The 17,723-nt window shown below is 71.0% G+C and carries 19 protein-coding genes; 12 read left to right on the top strand and 7 right to left on the bottom strand.

Annotation, left to right across the window (positions count from 1 at the left end; translation table 11 throughout):
• Nucleotides 1-74 precede the first annotated feature (74 nt).
• Entirely contained in the window at nt 75-995 is a 921-nt protein-coding gene (locus tag ACE3SG_RS21970; RefSeq protein WP_374568357.1) for a DUF808 domain-containing protein, read from the top strand.
• Nucleotides 996-1,115: 120 nt separating this feature from the next.
• Nucleotides 1,116-1,340 (top strand): hypothetical protein, encoded by a 225-nt coding sequence (locus tag ACE3SG_RS21965; protein ID WP_374568356.1) that lies wholly within the window; start codon nt 1,116-1,118, stop codon nt 1,338-1,340.
• A 52-nt stretch (nt 1,341-1,392) separates the two neighbouring features.
• On the opposite strand, the gene ACE3SG_RS21960 is transcribed toward ACE3SG_RS21965, so the two are convergent.
• Entirely contained in the window at nt 1,393-2,559 is a 1,167-nt protein-coding gene (locus ACE3SG_RS21960; protein ID WP_374568411.1) for an alkane 1-monooxygenase, read from the bottom strand.
• Between the two features lie 322 nt (nt 2,560-2,881).
• On the opposite strand from ACE3SG_RS21960, the gene ACE3SG_RS21955 reads away from it, so the two are divergent.
• The 8 genes from ACE3SG_RS21955 to ACE3SG_RS21920 all read left to right on the top strand — a co-directional run bounded on the left by ACE3SG_RS21955 (nt 2,882) and on the right by ACE3SG_RS21920 (nt 11,682).
• A complete protein-coding gene (locus ACE3SG_RS21955) occupies nt 2,882-3,718 on the top strand; it encodes a heparin lyase I family protein (protein ID WP_374568355.1) in 837 nt (278 codons plus the stop codon).
• 39 nt (nt 3,719-3,757) lie between these two features.
• A complete protein-coding gene (locus ACE3SG_RS21950; protein WP_374568354.1) occupies nt 3,758-4,591 on the top strand; it encodes an AraC family transcriptional regulator in 834 nt (277 codons plus the stop codon).
• Nucleotides 4,592-4,673: 82 nt separating this feature from the next.
• The gene (locus ACE3SG_RS21945) at nt 4,674-5,630 is read left to right on the top strand and encodes a DMT family transporter (RefSeq protein WP_374568353.1); all 957 of its coding nucleotides are present in this window, start codon (nt 4,674-4,676) and stop codon (nt 5,628-5,630) included.
• Between the two features lie 40 nt (nt 5,631-5,670).
• Nucleotides 5,671-6,723: a MerR family transcriptional regulator gene (locus ACE3SG_RS21940; RefSeq protein ID WP_374568352.1), complete on the top strand. Its 1,053-nt coding sequence runs from the start codon at nt 5,671-5,673 to the stop codon at nt 6,721-6,723.
• 44 nt (nt 6,724-6,767) lie between these two features.
• Nucleotides 6,768-7,640, top strand: coding sequence for a class I SAM-dependent methyltransferase (locus tag ACE3SG_RS21935; protein ID WP_374568351.1), 873 nt, complete (start codon nt 6,768-6,770; stop codon nt 7,638-7,640).
• Nucleotides 7,641-7,716: 76 nt separating this feature from the next.
• Entirely contained in the window at nt 7,717-8,223 is a 507-nt protein-coding gene (locus ACE3SG_RS21930; RefSeq protein ID WP_374568350.1) for a DinB family protein, read from the top strand.
• 14 nt (nt 8,224-8,237) lie between these two features.
• Nucleotides 8,238-9,206 carry a tRNA dihydrouridine synthase gene (locus ACE3SG_RS21925; RefSeq protein WP_374568349.1) on the top strand — a complete coding sequence of 323 codons (969 nt, stop codon included), beginning with the start codon at nt 8,238-8,240 and terminating at the stop codon, nt 9,204-9,206.
• 193 nt (nt 9,207-9,399) lie between these two features.
• Nucleotides 9,400-11,682 carry a putative bifunctional diguanylate cyclase/phosphodiesterase gene (locus ACE3SG_RS21920; RefSeq protein WP_374568348.1) on the top strand — a complete coding sequence of 761 codons (2,283 nt, stop codon included), beginning with the start codon at nt 9,400-9,402 and terminating at the stop codon, nt 11,680-11,682.
• 102 nt (nt 11,683-11,784) lie between these two features.
• Here ACE3SG_RS21920 and ACE3SG_RS21915 read toward each other — a convergent pair whose 3' ends face one another.
• The 4 genes from ACE3SG_RS21915 to ACE3SG_RS21900 form a co-directional block, all read right to left on the bottom strand.
• Complete coding sequence (locus tag ACE3SG_RS21915) at nt 11,785-12,195, bottom strand: heme-binding protein (protein ID WP_329720582.1); 411 nt, start codon at nt 12,193-12,195, stop codon at nt 11,785-11,787.
• A gap of 85 nt (nt 12,196-12,280) precedes the next feature.
• Nucleotides 12,281-13,501 carry an FAD-dependent oxidoreductase gene (locus ACE3SG_RS21910; RefSeq protein ID WP_374568347.1) on the bottom strand — a complete coding sequence of 407 codons (1,221 nt, stop codon included), beginning with the start codon at nt 13,499-13,501 and terminating at the stop codon, nt 12,281-12,283.
• Entirely contained in the window at nt 13,498-14,346 is an 849-nt protein-coding gene (locus ACE3SG_RS21905; RefSeq protein ID WP_374568346.1) for an alpha/beta fold hydrolase, read from the bottom strand. Before ACE3SG_RS21905 ends, ACE3SG_RS21910 begins: the two co-directional genes overlap by 4 nt.
• Nucleotides 14,347-14,373: 27 nt before the next feature.
• Nucleotides 14,374-14,955: a TetR/AcrR family transcriptional regulator gene (locus tag ACE3SG_RS21900; protein WP_374568345.1), complete on the bottom strand. Its 582-nt coding sequence runs from the start codon at nt 14,953-14,955 to the stop codon at nt 14,374-14,376.
• A 226-nt stretch (nt 14,956-15,181) separates the two neighbouring features.
• Here ACE3SG_RS21900 and ACE3SG_RS21895 point away from each other — a divergent pair, with 226 nt between their 5' ends.
• Both ACE3SG_RS21895 and ACE3SG_RS21890 read left to right on the top strand, forming a co-directional pair.
• A complete protein-coding gene (locus ACE3SG_RS21895) occupies nt 15,182-15,607 on the top strand; it encodes a pyridoxamine 5'-phosphate oxidase family protein (RefSeq protein ID WP_374568344.1) in 426 nt (141 codons plus the stop codon).
• Entirely contained in the window at nt 15,589-16,293 is a 705-nt protein-coding gene (locus ACE3SG_RS21890; RefSeq protein WP_374568343.1) for a hypothetical protein, read from the top strand. Before ACE3SG_RS21895 ends, ACE3SG_RS21890 begins: the two co-directional genes overlap by 19 nt.
• Nucleotides 16,294-16,302: 9 nt before the next feature.
• Here ACE3SG_RS21890 and ACE3SG_RS21885 read toward each other — a convergent pair whose 3' ends face one another.
• Entirely contained in the window at nt 16,303-17,097 is a 795-nt protein-coding gene (locus ACE3SG_RS21885) for a ParA family protein (RefSeq protein WP_374568342.1), read from the bottom strand.
• 96 nt (nt 17,098-17,193) lie between these two features.
• Nucleotides 17,194-17,652, bottom strand: a complete 459-nt coding sequence (locus tag ACE3SG_RS21880) for a universal stress protein (protein WP_374568341.1) — start codon at nt 17,650-17,652, stop codon at nt 17,194-17,196.
• Nucleotides 17,653-17,723: the final 71 nt, after the last annotated feature.

Here is a 17,723-nt window from a genome sequence, read left to right as displayed (position 1 = left end):
GCGCCGCGGCACTTTACCCCTCGTGGCCGGCAGGCCCTAACATGCCGCGTTTCGCCACTTGCCTCAGCTCTGCCATGGCCGCTGCCAGCCTGCTTGCCCTGATCGACGACATCGCCACGGTGCTCGACGATGTCGCCCTGCTGACCAAGGTGGCGGCCCAGAAGACTGCCGGCGTGCTGGGCGACGACCTGGCGCTCAATGCCCAGCAGGTCACCGGGGTGACGGCCGACCGCGAGCTGCCGGTGGTCTGGGCGGTGGCCAAGGGCTCGCTGGTCAACAAGGCGATCCTGGTGCCGGCGGCGCTGGCGATCAGCGCGGTGGCGCCGTGGCTGATCACGCCGCTGCTGATGGTGGGCGGCGCCTACCTGTGCTTCGAAGGCGCCGAGAAGCTGGCCCACCGCATGCTGCACAGCGCGGCCGAAGACCTGGCCGAGCACACCGAGCTGACGCAGGCGCTGCTGGCCGGTGAGGCCGACCTGGTGGCGTTCGAGAAAGACAAGATCAAGGGCGCGGTGCGCACCGACTTCGTGCTGTCGGCCGAGATCATCGCTATCACGCTCGGCAGCGTGGCCGGCACCGCGCTGGCCACCCAGGCCAGCGTGCTGGCGCTGGTGGCGGTGGTGATGACGATCGGTGTCTACGGCATCGTCGCCGGCATCGTCAAGCTGGACGACGCCGGCCTGGCGCTGAGCAAGCGCCCGGGCGCGTTGTCGCAGCGTGTGGGGGCGCTGCTGCTGGCCGCGGCGCCCAAGCTGATGCGGGTGCTGGCGGTGGTCGGCACCGCGGCCATGTTCCTGGTCGGCGGCGGCATCCTGGTGCATGGCTTTCCGGCGCTGCACCATGCGATCGAGTCTGCTACTGCGGCGCTGCCGTCGGTGGGCTGGCTGGTGACGGCGCTGGCCGATGCGCTGACCGGTGTCGCGGCCGGTTTCGTGGTTGTCGCGGGCGTGTTGGGGCTGGGGGCGCTGCGCCGCCGCTTGTCGGACAAAAGCTGACAAGACGTCACGCCTGGCGCCGACACATCCGATCGGCGTCCGTCCGCTGTCAACCGGAGCCTGGGTGCTTAGAGTTAAAGCCATACACCCGGAACCTCCAGGTGCCTGTGGAGACCTCAAATGGACATCTGCATCGAAACCACGCCGTCAGCCCAACAGCGTTACGAGCTGCGGTTCCAATCCTTGTTCAACCAAGGCCGCGCGATGGTTTTCCCGTGCAATGAACACGGCCAGGTCGACCTGGACGCCTTGAGCGAGCGTGCGCGCGAGAACTACTTCTACGCCCGTGCCGTGATCGGCTTCGAATACGCCACCCCGGCCGTCACGCCGGACTACTCGCACTGACACCCTGACCCGGCCTGGCGGCTCGCCAGGCCGTCAGCGGCGCCTGAGGCCTTCACCCGCCACCGCGGGCGTATCGCGCCAGCAGCGCCGAGCGACGCGGCGGGTGCAGATTGGCCAGGCTCACATCGCCGCCATAGTGCGCCAGCACCTTCGGGTCCATCACCCGAAACCACAGCGGGGGCACATAGGCTAGCAACAGCATCGCCGCATAGCCCGAGGGCAGTTGCGGGCTCTGCGCGAAATGGCGCAAGGCTTGGTAGCGGCGGCCCGGGTGGGCGTGGTGGTCGCTGTGGCGCTGCAACTGGTACAGAAACAGGTTCGACAGCACGTGGCTCGAGTTCCACGAGTGCGTCACGTTGCAGGGCTCGCGCCGCCCGTCTGGCCGTTGCGCGCGCAGCAGGCCGTAGTGCTCGATGTAGTTCACCACCTCGAGCAGCGACGCGCCGTAGAACGCCTGCACGGCCAGAAACAGCAGCACTTTGGGCCCGAAGGCCCACGCCAGTGCGCCGAACAACACCAGCGTCATCGCCCAGGCCTGCAGCACCTCGTTGCGCCAGTGCCAGGCGGGCAGCCCGCGGCCGGCTAAGCTGCCACGTTCGATGTGCCAAGCCGAACGCACGCTGCCGATCATCGTGCGCGGCAGAAAAGCCCAGAAGCTCTCGCCCATGCGCGCGCTGGCCGGGTCGTCCGGCGTGGCCACGCGCAGATGGTGGCCGCGGTTGTGCTCGGTGTAGAAATGCCCGTAGGCCACCGGCGCCAGCGTGACGCGTGACAGCCAGCGCTCCCAGCGTGGCCGCTTGTGGCCCAGCTCGTGCGCGGTGTTGATCGCGACGCCGTTGATGCCGCCGACCGTGAGCACCAGCCCGATCCACCCGGTGGCCGACAACGGCGCCGTGGCCGCCAGCGCACAGCCGATGATCGTGGCCGCGTACTGGAACGGGATGAACGCGACGACGATCGCGCGGTAGTAGTTGTCGGCTTCGAGCGCGGTGGTGCTGCCGTCCGGCGGGTTGCGGGTGTCCGGGCCGAGCAGCGCGTCAACCGTCGGGATCACGCCGTACATCACCGACGGCAGCAGCCAGAGCCAGAACTCGGCCCCGCTGCGCCAGAAGTTCACCAGGTGCCAGGCGGCGGCGAAGGCGAAGAACGGGCTCAGCAGCCACAGGTAGCGGCGCGGGTCGCGCCAGCGTTGGGCCCCTGCGGGCGACGGCGTGGGCAGCGGCGGCAGCGTGTTCTCACTCATGGCCCAATCGTCGCGCGCCTGGCGGCTGGGGTCAATGTGCCGTGCCAGCGGCGGCGCCGGTGGTCGGGCGCATGAATATTCGTGCGGTGCCGCTGTGTCGAGTTGTGGTGAAGGCAGCCGCCGCGGCCGCGCGTTTTCGCCGGCGGCCCCCCCGCAGCGCGGCTGGCGATGGGCGTGCAGGCCTGGCGGGCGAGTCGTTACATCCGCGCGTTGACGGCCCAGAGGCTGGCCGGAAGCATCGGGATGGTCGGCGTCTCCTCTCAGGGCGCCCCCGTCCTACCCAACCAAAGGTCCGTCAATGAAAGACACCACCCGCTTCTTGAACGCGCGCCATGGCGTCGGCGCCGCCCTGCTGCTCGGCGTATGCGCTGCCCAGGCCGCCGTCACCTTGAGTGCCGATGGTGTCGGCAACACCTACGAATTGATCGAGTCGAAGAAGTTCGGGATCGAGGTGCCCGATTGCAAGCACAACGTGCGGCATGTGCGCGAAGCCCTCGACAGCGAGCTGAAGAAGTACGTGTTCGCCTTCGACATCCACCGCGATCTCGACGACGACCGCTGCAGCGCCACCGACCGCCAACGGGTGGAGATCAAGACATCGCCCGAAGGCTCGCCCACCCAGCAGCACACGCGCGGCGAAACCGCCTACTACCGCTGGAAGTTCAAGCTGCCCAGCGGCTTCCAGCCATCGCCCAGCTTCACGCACATCCACCAGGTCAAGGCCTACGGTGGCGACGACGATTCGCCGATCCTCACGCTCACGCCGCGCTTCGGCAACCCGAGCACCTTGCAGGTCATCTACACCGGGTCGTCCAACAGCGGGGTGAAGGCCGAGGTCAACCTGGCGCCGTTCATCAATACCTGGGTCGAGGCGTACGTTCGAATCCTGAACGATGACAACGGCAGCATCCAGGTGACCCTGCGCAGGCTCAGCGATGGCGCGTCGTTGCTGTCGTGGAAAAGCGGCACGCTCGACACCTGGCGCACCGGGGCCTCCTACAACCGCGGCAAATGGGGCATCTACCGCAGCCTGGACAACAAGTCGTACCTGCGTGACGAGACCGTCCTGTTTGCCGACTGGTGCGTGACGGAGACGGCCAAGAAGGATTGCCCGAGCGCCATCAAGAAGCAGTAGAAGGCGCCGCGGGCCCGGGCCTCGGGCATCATGCGCGCCATGGCCGCCGCCCCCCACCACCACAGCGTCGTGCTCGGCTCGCCGTGGCCGGGCGTGCACGGCACCTGGATCGACAGCGCGCGCCACTTCGGCCGGCACTGGCACGCCAGCTTCGGGCTGGGCGTGGTCGAGCAGGGCGCGCAGCGCTCGGCCAGCGGGCAGGGCGATGTCGAGGCCTTTGCCGGCGACCTGATCACCACCAACCCGGGCGAGGTGCACGATGGCCGGCCACTGGGCGCCGACTCGCGGCGCTGGCGCATGGTCTACCTCGAGCCGCAGGTGGTGGCCTCGGTGGTCGAGGCGCCGGCCGACCTGGCGCTGACCCGGCCGGTGCTGCGCGACCCTCGTCTGGGCCAGGCCATGCGCCGCCTGCTGGACCGGCTGGCGCGCTGGAACGCCGGCGCTACCACCGGCGCCGATGCACTGGCCTGCGACGAAGCGCTGGCCCACGCCTGCGGCCTGCTGCTGCAAGGCCACGCCAACGTGGTGCGGCGTGACGCCCCGGTCGGGCTGGCGGCCCAGCGCATGCTGGCCGTGCGCGATCGCCTGGCCGACGACCCGCTGGACGTGCCCAGCCTGGACCGGCTCGCCGCGCTCGCCGGGCTGAGCAAGTTCCAGCTGCTGCGGCAGTTCCAGAAGGTCTTCGGCCTGACGCCGTTCGCGTGGCTGCTGCAGCAGCGCGCCGAGCGGGCGAGGGGGCTGATCCGCCTCGGCGCGGGCCTGGCCGAGGCCGCGGCGGCCAGCGGCTTTGCCGACCAGAGCCACATGACGCGGACCTTCGCCCGCCACTTCGGCTACACGCCCGGCGCGTGGCAGCAGGCCGCCGGGCGCTGACCGCCCGCTGCAACCACGTTCAAGACCGCGGCGCGTTGCGTCGCGAGACTGCGGACCCTGGAATGTCTTTCAAGGGTCTTGCATGTCCGTACCGTTTGAACCGCTCGCATCGCGCGAGCCCCGAGAGTCTGTCAAGGGCCAGTGGCTGTGCAGCCTGGCGATGGGGCTGGTCGGCAGCACCGTGGTCGCCAGCCAGCTGATCGGCCAGAGCGTCGAGCCCTTTCTCGCCACGGCCTTGCGTCATGCCGCGGCGTTGCCGGTGTTCTTGCTGCTGATGCACCGGGCCGGCGCCCGCTGGCCGCGCGTGGGCTGGCGCGACGGTGTGCTGTTGCTGCTGCAGGCTGCCGCGGGCAGCGTGGGCTACATGGTGCTGTTGATCGAGGGCGTCAGGCGCTGCGGCGCGGCCGATGCGGGCATCGTCGCCGGCACGCTGCCGGCCGTGTCGGCGCTGGTGTCGGTGCTGTTCCTCGGCGAACGGCCGGGCTGGCGCCTGGCGGTGTCGGTCGTGCTGGCCACAGGCGGCGTGATGGTGGTGGCCGCCGCGCCGGGCGCGGCCGATGCCGCCGCACCGCAGCGTTGGCTGGGCATCGCGCTGGTGCTGGCGGCCATCGGCTGCGAGGCGCTGTTCATCCTCGCCAACAAGCGCCTGGCCAACCCGGTGCCGGCGCTGGCGATGTCGACCTTGATGAGCGCCGGCGGCCTGGTGCTGTCGGCGGTGCCGGCGGCACTGATGATCTACACCTCGCCGTCGGTGCTGGACGCCCGGGCCCTCGGCGTGATCGCCTACTACGCCTGGGTGCCCACGGTCGGCGGCTTTCTGCTCTGGTATGCCGGCAGCGCCCGCACCAGCGGCACGCGGGCTTCGTTGGCCACCGCCTGGCTGCCGGTCTCGGCGCTGCTGCTGTCGGCCCTGTGGCTGGGCGAGCCGATCCGCCTGGCGCAGTGGGCGGGGCTGGGCTGTGTGCTGCTCGCCGTGGTGCTGGCGGCGCCCTCGGCCAAGCCACCGCGCCGCCAGCGGCTTGACCCTCACGCTGCGTAAGGGTTGATACTGCGCGGTTCCGAACCCGACAGGAGCGCGCTTGCTGAAAGTAGGAGAGCTGGCCCGGCGCAGCGGGCTCACCGTGCGCGCGCTGCACCACTACGACAGCATCGGGCTGCTGCAGCCGTCGGCCCGGTCTGGCTCGGGCTACCGCCTGTACGACGACCAGGACGTGGCGCGGCTGCACGGCATCCAGGCGCTGCGGGGCATGGGGCTGACGCTGGCCGAGATTGCCTCGCTGCTCGATGCGCACCACGGCACGCCGCTGCCGGCGCTGATTGCACGCCAGATCGCTGCGCTCGACGAGCAGATCGAGCGCAGCCGGCAGCTGCGCTCGAAGCTGACGCTGATGCATTCGCTGCTGGCCACCGGCGGCCAGCCGAGACTGGACGATTGGCTGGGCGGGCTGTCGCTGATGAACGCCTGTGCGCAGTACTTCAGCGCCGAAGAGATCCAGCGCCTGTTCGAAGACTGGGCGCGCACCGAGGCCGAATGGCCACCGCTGGTGGCCGAGGTGAAGGCCGCGATGCAGGCCGGCGTGCCGACCGATGCACTGTCGCTGCAACCGCTGGCCCGCCGCTGGATGGACCTGACGATGCGCTGGATGCGTGGCGACATGCGGCTGCTCAAACGCTGGCGCCAGATGCTCGAGGAACAGCCGGTCAGCCACCGCAACCGGGCCGGCATCGACCGCGCGACGCTGCACTACATCGACCAGGCCGTCGAGCTGCGCCTGGCCACGCTGCGCAAGTACCTGTCGGCCGACGACATCGAGCGGCTCGACAAGTCGCTGCAGGCCGACTGGGCGGCGCTGGCGGCCCAGGTCGATGCGCTGCGGCGCGCCGGCACACCCCCCGACGACCTGGCGGCGCAGCCGGTGGTCCACGCCTGGCGCCGCTTGCTGGCGCGCCTGACCCGCAACGACGCCGCGCTGAGCGCCCGGCTGATGCAGGCCCATGCCAACGAGCCCTTGCTGCGCGCCGGGGCCGTGCTGCCGCCCGAGGTGCGCGAGTACATCCATCAGGCACTCGCGGCAGGCGCCGCGCTGGAGCCTCACGCAGCCAGCGCCGCGCTTGACCCTCACGCCGCGTGAGCCCGCACAGTGCGCCCTCGAACAGCCATTCAGGAGCACGAACGATGAACACGCCGAACGCCAACATCATCCACCGCGGCGAGCCCAGCCGCACCGCGCTGCGCGTGGCCACGCTGCGCGCCGTGCATGCGCTGCTCGACGAGCCGGTGGTGCTCGACGACCCGCTGGCGCTGCCGCTGCTGGGCGAAGAGGCGGCCGCCGCGCTGCGGGCCGACCCCTTCGTCTGCAACGACCCGATGTCGCGTGGCCTGCGCGCCGCGCTGGTGGCCCGCAGCCGCGTGGCCGAAGACGAGCTGGCGCGCAGCGTGGCCGCGGGCCTGCGCCAGTACGTGGTGCTGGGCGCCGGGCTGGACACGTTTGCCGCGCGCAACGTGCATGCTGCGCAGGGCTTGCGCGTGTACGAGGTCGACCACCCGTCGACCCAGCGCTGGAAGCAAGGCGCGCTGCAGGCCGCCGGCCTCGACGTGGGCGACACCACCTTCGTGCCGGTCGACTTCGAGCGCAACGACCTGCTGGCGGCGCTGCGGTCGGCCGGCCTGCGCACCGACCAGCCGGTGTTCTTGGCCTGGCTCGGCGTGACGCTATACCTGACGCCGCAGGCAGTGATGAAGACGCTGGCCGACGTGGCCACGCTGCCTGCGGGCAGCGGCATCGTCTTCGACTACCGCGTGCCGGCCGAGCAGTTGAACCCGGTCGAGCGCGCGATCCACGAGGTGGTGTCGCAGCAGATCGCGGCGATGGGCGAGCCTTGGCTGTCGAGCTTCGACCCGGCCGCGCTGGCGCGGCAATTGCGCGAGCTGGGCTTCACGCAGACCGACGACCTGGGCGCCGACGAGCTGAACCCGCGCTACTTCGCCCGCCGCAAAGACGGCCTGCGTACCGGCGGGGGCGTGCGCATCATGTGCGCACGCCGGTAGCCCAACCAGGCCCACGGCCGGTGGGGGCGATGGCGCACGCTGCACAATGCGTGGCCCACCTTCGCTCCGCACCGACATGAGCACTTCAACGCTGCTGCTTTCCCTGTTCCAGTACAAGGCCTGGGCCAACGCCGAGTTGTTCGCCGAACTGCGCCAGGTCGACGCCGAGGCCCACGCGGCCCAGCGCCACACGGCGATCCGGCTGCTGAACCACATTTACGTGGTCGACCGCATCTTCGTCGGCCATCTGTCGGGCACGCCGCACGGCCATACCGGCACCAACACCACCGAGACGCCGACGCTGGACGCGCTGCAGGCGGCGGTCGCCGAGACCGACCGTTGGTACATCGACCACGTCGCCACGCTGTCGCCCGAGCGCCTGCGCGAGCCGGTCAGCTTCACCTTCACCGACGGGTTGAAGGGCTGCATGACGCGTGAAGAGATGCTGGCCCACGTGATCACCCACGGCGGCTACCACCGCGGGGCGGTCGGCAACGTGATGCGCCAGGCCGACGTGCAGCCGCCGAAAGACACCTTCACCCGCTTCCTGCACGTGACCGAGCCCGAGCGCCGCGAGCGCTGACCCGGCGTCTGCCCATGCAATTGCTCCTGGCCCCGATGGAGGGCCTGCTCGACCACCACCTGCGCGACATGTTGACGCGGGTGGGCGGCATCGACCGCTGCGTCAGCGAGTTCATCCGCGTCACCGACACGCTGCTGCCCGAGCGGGTGTTCTTTCGCGTGATGCCCGAGCTGGCCAACGGCGGCAACACGCCGGCGGGCGTGCCGGTGCGCGGCCAGCTGTTGGGGTCGGACCCGGCGTGCCTGGCCGACAACGCGGCGCGCCTGGCCTCGCTCGGGCCGACCGGGGTCGACCTGAACTTCGGCTGCCCGGCCAAGGTGGTCAACCGCCATGGCGGCGGCGCTGCGCTGCTGGACGACCCCGAACTGTTGAACCGCATCATGGCCGCGGTGCGGCGCGCCGTGCCGGCCCACCTGCCGGTGTCGGCCAAGATGCGCCTGGGCACCGAAGACCACAGCCGCGCCGAAGAATGCGCGCAGGCGCTGGCCGATGGCGGGGCCGGCGAGATCGTGGTCCACGCCCGCTCCAAGCGCGACGGTTACCGCCCGCCGGCCTACTGGGAGCGCATCGCCGAGCTGGGTCAGGCGGTCGACGTGCCGCTGGTGGCCAACGGCGAGATCTGGACGGTCGACGACGCGCTGCGCTGCCGCGAGGTCAGCGGGTGCGCCAACCTGATGCTCGGCCGCGGCATGGTCGCCGACCCCGGCCTGGCCCTGGCGCTGCGGGCGGCCCTGGGCGAACCGGCGGCGGTGCAGGCAGCGGGTGTTCCGGCGGCACTCGAATGGCCCCATCTGCTGGCGCTGCTGCGCGTGTTCTGGGCCGGCATCGAGCACCACATCACGCCGCGCCACCGGCCGGGCCGGCTGAAGCAGTGGCTGAACTTCCTGCGCCGGCGCTTCCCCGAGGCCGAAGCTGCCTACCAGCAACTGCGCACGGTCAACGAAGCCGCGGCGATGCGCCAGGCCCTGTACAGCCTGGGCTGAACCCGACACACTCGCGGCCCCACAATGACAACGTTGACACCGACCTTGACCCGCTCGGGGGCCGCATGGGCCACCGGTCGGATGGCGCTATCCCGGCATGAAAACCCGACTGCCGGGGCCTGGCGCTTGAATCACGGGCAAATCGGCCGATAGAGGTCGAGCAGCCGAAGTTGAGCCGCTGCCGTCGTTGGACATGGGTTACCCCTTCCTGATCAATTCGCTGGTCAATCTGATCGTTGGCCTGGCCCTGGTGCTGGCTTGGCGCCGCCATCGCGAGCAGATGTTCCTGCGTTCGCTGGGCCTGGCCACGCTGGTGCAGGTGCTGGTGCCGCCGGCCTTCTTGTGGTGGCAAAAGAGCCAGGGCCTCGCGTCGTGGCCGGCGGCCGCCTTACTGGTCGCGTCGGTGGCCGGTGCGCTGGTGCTGCTGGCCATCGGCGCCGCAGGCCTGGCCGGGCGCAGCCTGTCGCGCCGCAGCCTGTCGGGCTTTGCCGCGGTGCTGGTGGTGATCTACCTGGTCGCCTTGCCGCTCGAGCCGCGCGCCGGGCAGGCGCTGTCGGGCGTGCTGAACCTGGGTGTCGGGCTGGTGGCGGCGCGCTGGCTGTGGCCGAACCAGCGGGCCGAGCGCCTGAGCGGCCTGCTGCTGGTGATCCTCGGGTTGAACCAGTTCTGGTTCGTGGCATTTGGCGAATCGGGCCTGGCGATGCAGGCCAGCCTGGGCACGGTGCTGCGGGTCGGCCTGGGCTTCAGCCTGCTGTATGCGGCGCTGCGCCGCAGCGGCGAGGCCGCCCAGCGGCTGCGCGACCAGTACCTGCGCATGACCGAGAAGTCGCACTTCGGCGTGATCGTGATCCAGGACGACCACGTGCCCTACGCCAACAACGCGGCGCGGGTGATCTACAACCACCCCGGCGGCACGCCTTTTCCGCTGCCGTGGCGCAGCAAGCATGTCGAAGACGCCGACCGCGAGCGCTCGCGGTCGCGCCACCGCGCCATCGTCACCGGCCAGGTCGACCAGGTCCAGTGGGAGGGCCCGCGCATTCGCCACGATGGCCGCCACATGTACCTGCGCTTCGCATCCTGGCGCATCGAATGGGATGGCCGGCCGGCCGAGCAGGTGGTGGTGATCGACGACACCGAGCACCATGCCGCGGCCGCGGCGCTGCTGCGCCAGGCCACCGAAGACGGCCTGACCGGCCTGCCCAACCGCAGCGCGCTGCTGAGCCGCTTGGCCCACCTGTGCGAGCTGGGCCAGCCTTTCGGCCTGCTGCTGATGGACGTGGACCGCTTCAAGCTCTTCAACGAAGCCCATGGCCCATCGGTCGGCGACGACGTGCTGCGCGCGCTGGCCCGTGCCCTGCGCGAGGCGGCGCCGCCGCCGGCCGAGGCGATGCGCCTGGGCGAAGACGAGTTCGCGCTGTTGCTGCCGTTGCCGGCGGGCGAGGGCGGGGCCGAGGCGGCGTCGCTGGCGCTGGCCGGCCAGGTGCGCGAGCGCCTGCTGCAACCGCTGGAGCTGCCCGACCACCGCTTCTATGTCGATGTCTCGATCGGCCTGGCGCTGCACCCCGAATCGGGCCGCGCGCCCGAGGCGCTGCTGCGCGCCGCGCAGGCCGCGATGCACGAGGCCAAGCGCGTGCCGGGCCTGTCGGTGCGCCTGGCAGACGCCGGCTTCGTGCGCGGCTCGGGCGCCTCGCTGAAGGCCGAGCAGGCCTTGCGCGCCGGCCTGCACAACGAAGAGTTCCTGCTCGTCTACCAACCCAAGATCGCGGCTGCCGACGGCCGCCTGACCGGCTTCGAGGCGCTGGTGCGCTGGCAGCGGCCCGGCGTCGGCCTGGTCAGCCCGGCGGATTTCATCCCCGCGGCCGAACGCACCGGCCTGATCGGCGCGCTCGGCGCGCTGATCCTCGACAAGGCCTGTGCGCAGGTCGCGGCCTGGCTGGCCGCCGGCGAGCCGGTGGTGCCGGTGGCGGTGAACGTGTCACCGCTGCAACTGCTGGACCCCGATTTCGCCGGCCTCGTGGCGCGCAGCATGGCGCTGCACCGCGTGCCGCCGCAGTTCCTGACGATCGAGATCACCGAGACCGCGGCCGCGACCCACCTCGACCAGGCCCGCGAGCGCATCACCGAGTTCGGTGCGCTGGGCCTGCAGGTCGCGCTCGATGACTTCGGCGCCGGGGTCTCGTCGCTCAACATCCTGCGCAGCCTGCCGCTGCAGGTGGTCAAGATCGACCGCCTGCTGATCGACCCGATGCCGGCGGCCGATGCGCAGGCCGTCGTCCGCGCGGTGTGCCAGCTCGCGCGTGCGCTGCGGCTGAAGGTGGTGGCCGAAGGCGTCGAAACCGCCGAGCAGGCCGACGCCGCGCGCCACGCCGGCTGTGACGAATTCCAGGGCTACTACTTCAGCCGGCCGGTGCCGGCGGCTGAAGCCGTGACCTGGCTGCGCCGGTCGCTGCCGGCGACCGAAGCGACCTCGCCCTGACCCGGGGCCCCGCTTGAGGCGGCCGGGCAAAAAAACAGGGGCATCGCCGACGCCCCTGGGTGGGCGAGGTGGGCCCCCGCCTGGCCTGATGAAACCCGGGTCTCAGACCGGGGCGACCGCGGCCACGCCGGCGCGCGCCACCTGGGCGTCTTCGTTCGACTTCACACCGCTGACGCCCACGGCGCCCAGCACATGGTTGTGCAGGATGATCGGCACCGCGCCTTCGAGCATGCCGCTGAGGTTGGGCGCGCTGAGGAAGGCCGTGCGGCCCTGGTTGATCATCTCTTCATAGTGGCGCGATTCGCGCCGGCCCAGCGCGGCGGTGCGGGCCTTGGCGGTGGCCATTTCCGAGCTCAGTGCGGGCGCGCCGTCGAGCCGGTAGAAGCCCAGCAGGTGGCCGCCATCGTCGACGACGGAGATCGACACGGTCCAGTGGTGCGTCCAGGCTTCGGCGCGGGCGGCCTCGAGAATCTTCCGCACGTCGGCGTGTTCGAGGTAGGGCTTGTTTTGCATGGCGAAAAATAGGGGTCGATGAGAGGTGACGGGCAAAGCGGCAGAGTATCGCCAATGCCGTGACAAGCATTGAAGATGCCAACCCTCAAGCTGAATCAATTTGTTGCAGTGCACCAGTGTCGAAGGTCCCGGCGGGCAGGCCCAGCGTGCCGCTGAGCAGGCGGCGCGACAGGCTCTGGACACCGGGCGTGCGGCTGGCCGGCGTGAACACCAAGTCGCGCAGCCGCGCCAGCAGGTCGGCATTCGACTGGAACAACGGGGTCAGTCCATGGCTGGCCCAGCGGTACCAGCGCACATGGCGCCGCCGGGTGGCCTCGAAGTGGGGCAGCCGGTCGAGCGCCAGCGTCGGGCCCAGGCTGTCGGCCAGCTGCATCGCGTCCAGCAGCGCCATGTTGACGCCCTGGCCGAGCTGCGGGCTCATGCCGTGTGCGGCGTCGCCGATCCACACGGCGCGGCCATCGTGCCAGCGCGGCAGGTTCACCGCGCGGTAGGTGGCGTGGGCCAGCGGGCTGGGCGGGTGCGCGCGCAGCTGGGCCGCGGCCTCGGGCCACAGCGGCGCCAGCGCCTGCGCAACGCTGTGTGAATCGGCCCCGGGCGGCGGCGGCTGGTCGGCCGGCATGCTCCAGTACAGGCACAGCTTGTCGGGTTGATCGGCGCGGTGCCGGCCCACCGGCAGCAGCCCGGCCATCTGGCGCGCCAGCCGGTAGCGCTGGTTCAGCTCGTTCTGCGCCGACCAGCCTTCGGCCGGCACCAGGCACCACCAGGCGCCCCAGCGGTAGGGCCGCGCGCAGGCGGCGCCGAACTGCCGCTCGCGCAGCGCCGAGCGTGAGCCGTCGGCGACGACGACGAGGTCGAACGGGCCCCAGCGGCGCCCGGCCTGCCCGTGCAGTTCGCCGGTCTGGCTGTCGAGCCGGGTCACGGTGCAGCCGGCGCGCAGCGTCAGCCGGGCGGGCTGGTGGCGCTGCAGCAGCTCGAACAGCGCGCCGCGCTGCAACCCCAGGCCTTGCAGGTGCGGTGCGCCGTGGTCGTAGCGCATGTCCATCACCAGGCGGCCGTGCTGGTTGTGGCCGCGCAGGCATTCGACCCGCGCGCCCAGCGCCTGCGCCTCGGCCAACAGGCCCCAGCGTGCGAGCACCGCCTGCCCGGTCGGTTGCAGCAGAAAGCCGGCGCCGGCCGGGCCGGGGTTGCCGGCCTGCTCGAAGACGGTGATCTCGGCGTCGGGCGCCTGGCGGCCGAGCGCGATCGCCGCCGCCTGGCCGGCGGTGCCCAGGCCGACGATCGCGATGCGCCGCGAAACTGCCGTCACGCGAGGATGAAGCGCCGCAGCGCCGCGAACGCGGCCTCGGGCTCGTCGCGCCAGGCGCCGTGGCCGCTGTCGGGGTAGACCTGCAGCTCGGCCAGGCCGGTGGGCAGCGCGGCGGCGATGTCGGCGCTGTCGGCCGGTGGGCACACGGGGTCGTGCGCGCCGGCCATCACCAGCACCGGGCAGCGCGCGGCGGCCAGGCCGGGGGCCAGGTCCATGCCGTGCATTTCGTGGACGATGAAGTGGCGCAGGATGTCCAGGCGGTAGCGCGCCCTCTGCCGGCCGTCTGCGCTGGCGGGTGGGCGGGTGTTGTACAGCGGGTGCAACTCGCGCAGGTACTGCTCGGTGTTGGCTTCGGTGGGGTGGCGCCAGAAGGTCTCGGCCAACTCGCGCGCCGCCGGCCCGCCCAGGCGCTCGAACACCGGCAGCTTGCGCGCCAGGTTGAAGGCCGGCGAGGTCGACGACAGCACCACCTTGGCCGGGTGGCCCGGGTGACGCGCCAGGTAGCGCTGGGCGACGAAGCCGCCGAACGACTGGCCGAGCACGATCGGCTGGTCGATGCCCAACGCGTCGCACAGCCGCACCACGTCGTCGGCCCAGGTGTCCAGCGTCCACTCGTCGACCGGGCGCGGGTCGCTGCGGCCGTGGCCGCGGTGGTCGTAGGTGACGATCTGCGCGATGTCGGCCAGCTGCGAGAACGCCGGCTTGAAGCCGGTGTGGTCGAAACCGGGGCCGCCGTGCAGCAGCACCAGCGTGGGCTTGTCGCGCATGGCCGGGCCATCGGGCACCAGGCCGAAGCCGTCGATGTCGACAAACAGGCGCACGCCAGGGGCGATCTCGATGCGCATGGGTTCTCCGAGCGAGGTTGAACAGCGTCAGCGGCGCCGGGCCGCTGCCTTGGGTGGCGGCAGCGCCGCGCCGGCCAACAGCATATCCACCAGATGCTGGGCGGCCTGGGCCACCGTCAACGGCAGGCGGCCTTCGAGCAGGCCGTCGGCGTGCAGTGATGCAAGGCCGTGGCAGATCGACCAGCCCGCCAGCGCCACCACTTCGGGCGGGCCCGGCTGGACGGCGCCCGCGGCCTGTGCGTCGCGCACGGCCTGCACCAGCACGCCATACGCCCGCTGGCCCGACGCCATCAGGCCGGGGTGCGCCTGCTTGTCGCACTCGGGCCCGAACATCAGCCGGTAGACCGACGGGTTGGCGACGGCGAACTCGACATAAGCCAGGCCCACCGCACGCAGGGCGGCCAATGCATCGGGTGCCTGGCGCCGCGCGCGGTCGGTGTGCTCGGCCAGGCCGTCGAAGCCTTCGGCCAGCACGGCCGCGAGCAAGGCCTCGCGGTCGGCGAAGTGGCGGTAGGGCGCCGCCACGCTGACGCCGGCCAGGCGCGCCGCTTCGCGCAAGGTCAGGGCGCCGGGCCCACCTTGCTGAATCAACGCGGTGGCCGAGCGCACCAAGGCACGTGCCAGGTCGCCGTGGTGGTAGGCCGGCTTGTCGGGGATTGTTTTCGCGGCCGCCTTTCGAGCGGGAGTGGCTGGTCGGGCCGGCTTCGTCGTTTTGGTGATCGGGGGCGAGGGCGGCTGTCGGCGGCTCATGTTGACAACCATAACATTTGACCGTATGTTATCGACGTTAACTTAACCTGATCCTTACCCGCTCTGTTCACCAAGGGCTTCAACGATGACCGATCTGGAACAACGCATCTTCGAGCTGGGCCAGCGGCTGCAGCTGATCCACATCGCCACGCTCGATGAGCGCGGCCTGCCCTGGGTGCGGCCCGTCGTGGGCCGGCTCGACGAGACCTTGACCCTGCGATTCGCCACCCACCTCAACTCGCGCAAGGTCGGCCACATCGCGGCCCAGCCCAGCGTGCACGCCACGCTGGGCGCAACGGACCCGCGCAGCGAACGCTGGCTGCAGATCGACGGCGAGGCCGAGGTGTCGACCAGCGCCGAAGAGCGCGAGGCCTTCTGGTTCGACGGCCTGAAGGCCCACGTCAGCAGCGTCGACAGCCCGCTGTACAGCGTGGTGGTGATCCGGCCGAGGCGGATCGAGCTGCGCACCATCCACCAACCGGAGGCCGAAACATGGACTCAGCCCGCCTGACGTTGAACACCGCGCTCTCGGCGCACCGGGTGGCTGAAGCCCCCGCCGCCACAGCCGGCCACGCCGCCTACCTGTTGCTGCTGATCGGCGCCCTGATGGTGCTGGTCACCTGCGTCGGCTACGCATTGGCCGGCCCGCTGGCGGCGATGCCGGCCGGTGCGGCGAGCTTCGACGCCGCGCGCGCCGCCACCCCCGCCGCGGCCGGCTGGATGCTGCTGGCCAGCTGGGCCGGCATGCCGGGCGACGTGGTGCTGGCGGTGGCCGGTTTGATGCTGGCGCAGCGGCGCGGGCAACCCGCCCAGACCGCGGCGGGCTGGTACGCGCTGGCGATCGTCGGGCTGGTGTTCCTGGTCGTCGATACGCTGGTCGGCCAGGTCTTGCCGCCGCTGGCGCTGGGCGGCCCCGACGCCGCCGCGGCCTACGCCGGCGCCCGCGCCCTGTTCGACGCGCTGTTCCACATGGGCACCTTCGTCGGCGGCTTGAGTGGGCTGGCGCTGGCCTGGGCGCCGGGTGGTCGGCCGCGCGGCTGGGGCCCGCTGATGGGCCTGGCCGGCATGCTGGGCGTCGTGGCCGGTGGCGCAGGCCTGATGGGCTGGGGCCTGCCGCAGGCGACCGGGGGCGCGGTGACGCTGCTGGTGCTGGCGCTGGCAGGCTGGGGCTGGGTGGGGTGGCGCGACCGCCGCTGAAAGAAGGCGTCAGCCGCGGCGCTTCTTCGGGGCAGGCGCCGAGTTCAGCGCCGCGTGCAGGGCCACGAACTCCTGCGTCAGCTTGTGGCGCGCGTCGAGGTGGATCATCGGCAGCGCGCGTTCGTGCGACTCTTTCACCTTCACGCTCGCGCCGAGGTAGGGCTGCAGCACCGGCAGCCCTTCGTCGACCAGCTCTTGCACGGTGCGCTGCGGCAGGTTGGCGCGCGGCTGGAACTGGTTGACGACGATGCCCTCGACCTTCAGCGCCGGGTTGTGGTCGGCCTGGATCTCCTGCACGTTGTCCATCAGCGCGTACAGCGCGCGGCGCGAGAAATCGTCGCAGTCGAACGGGATCAGGCAGCCCTCGGCGGCGATCAGCGCCGAGCGGGTGTAGAAGTTCAGCGCTGGCGGCGTGTCGATCCAGATCGCGTCGTACTGGTCGTCCAGCGCGGCCAGCGCGTCACGCAGCTTGTAGATCTTGTAGCGCGATTCGAGCTTGGAGTGCAGCTCTTCGAGCTCGGGCTGCGAGGGCAGCAGGTGCAGGTTGTCGAACGGCGTCTCGACGATGTAGTCGTCGGTGGTCTTGGCGCGTACGCTGAACTTCAGCGTTTGGTCGAAGAAATCGGCCACGCCGCCTTCGAGCGCGTCGGTGTCGGCGCCGAGCAGGTAGCGGGTCGAGTTGCCCTGCGGGTCGAGGTCGACCACCAGCGTGCGCTGGCCGGCGGCCGCACCGATGGCAGCCAGGTTGCAGGTGATCGTCGACTTGCCGACACCACCTTTTTGGTTGAACACGACACGACGCATGGCAGGCTCCGAGGGATGAGGCTTGATTGTGCACCGCACAAACAAGTCACCACCACCCGGTAGCCGGGTCGTGCTGCGCCGCGACAACAGCGGCTGCTACGGACTCGCCGGCGGCGCGCGCCAGACCAGCACCGGCACCTCACTGTGCGCCAGCACCCGCTGGGTCTCACTGCCGAGCAACGCGCTGATCAGCCCCCGCTTGCCGTGCGAAGCCATCAGGATCAGGTCGCAGCCCAGGCGGCGAGCGGCCTTGCAGATCGCGTCGTGCGGGTGGTCGCTCAACTCCGAGACGGTGGCGCACTCGACGCGGGCCTCTTCGGCCGTGCGGCGCACGAAGTCCAGGTAGCGCTGGGCGTGGTCCTGCGCGTCCTGGGCGAAGTGGTCGCGCGTCTCGTCGATCGCGGCGGCGCGGTAGCTGAGCAGGTGGAACTCCGGCATGGCGTGCAGGCCGGTGACGCGCGCGCCATGCTGGCGCGCCAGTTCAATGCCGTTGAAGATGGCGATCTCGGACAACCGGGAACCGTCGGTGGGCAGCAGGATGTGTTTGAACATCATGACAACTCCGGTTCGATGTGCCGGGCGCGCCTTGGGGCTCATCGCCTTCTCGTATCCCTCGAACCGACCGG

Source organism: Ideonella sp. (genome assembly GCF_041914305.1).
Taxonomy (GTDB): Bacteria; Pseudomonadota; Gammaproteobacteria; order Burkholderiales; family Burkholderiaceae_C; genus Ideonella.
The sequence above is the reverse complement of the archived record's forward strand: the minus strand, read 5'-3'. Positions and strand labels throughout refer to the sequence as shown.

Excerpts from the sequence above, each read along its gene's own strand:
- ACE3SG_RS21970 (WP_374568357.1), top strand. The coding sequence starts at position 75 with ATGGCCGCTGCCAGCCTGCTTGCCCTGATCGACGACATCGCCACGGTG.
- ACE3SG_RS21965 (WP_374568356.1), top strand. The coding sequence starts at position 1,116 with ATGGACATCTGCATCGAAACCACGCCGTCAGCCCAACAGCGTTACGAG.
- ACE3SG_RS21955 (WP_374568355.1), top strand. The coding sequence starts at position 2,882 with ATGAAAGACACCACCCGCTTCTTGAACGCGCGCCATGGCGTCGGCGCC.
- ACE3SG_RS21950 (WP_374568354.1), top strand. The coding sequence starts at position 3,758 with ATGGCCGCCGCCCCCCACCACCACAGCGTCGTGCTCGGCTCGCCGTGG.
- ACE3SG_RS21945 (WP_374568353.1), top strand. The coding sequence starts at position 4,674 with ATGTCCGTACCGTTTGAACCGCTCGCATCGCGCGAGCCCCGAGAGTCT.
- ACE3SG_RS21935 (WP_374568351.1), top strand. The coding sequence starts at position 6,768 with ATGAACACGCCGAACGCCAACATCATCCACCGCGGCGAGCCCAGCCGC.
- ACE3SG_RS21930 (WP_374568350.1), top strand. The coding sequence starts at position 7,717 with ATGAGCACTTCAACGCTGCTGCTTTCCCTGTTCCAGTACAAGGCCTGG.
- ACE3SG_RS21925 (WP_374568349.1), top strand. The coding sequence starts at position 8,238 with ATGCAATTGCTCCTGGCCCCGATGGAGGGCCTGCTCGACCACCACCTG.
- ACE3SG_RS21920 (WP_374568348.1), top strand. The coding sequence starts at position 9,400 with ATGGGTTACCCCTTCCTGATCAATTCGCTGGTCAATCTGATCGTTGGC.
- ACE3SG_RS21915 (WP_329720582.1), bottom strand. The coding sequence starts at position 12,195 with ATGCAAAACAAGCCCTACCTCGAACACGCCGACGTGCGGAAGATTCTC.
- ACE3SG_RS21905 (WP_374568346.1), bottom strand. The coding sequence starts at position 14,346 with ATGCGCATCGAGATCGCCCCTGGCGTGCGCCTGTTTGTCGACATCGAC.
- ACE3SG_RS21895 (WP_374568344.1), top strand. The coding sequence starts at position 15,182 with ATGACCGATCTGGAACAACGCATCTTCGAGCTGGGCCAGCGGCTGCAG.
- ACE3SG_RS21890 (WP_374568343.1), top strand. The coding sequence starts at position 15,589 with ATGGACTCAGCCCGCCTGACGTTGAACACCGCGCTCTCGGCGCACCGG.
- ACE3SG_RS21885 (WP_374568342.1), bottom strand. The coding sequence starts at position 17,097 with ATGCGTCGTGTCGTGTTCAACCAAAAAGGTGGTGTCGGCAAGTCGACG.
- ACE3SG_RS21880 (WP_374568341.1), bottom strand. The coding sequence starts at position 17,652 with ATGATGTTCAAACACATCCTGCTGCCCACCGACGGTTCCCGGTTGTCC.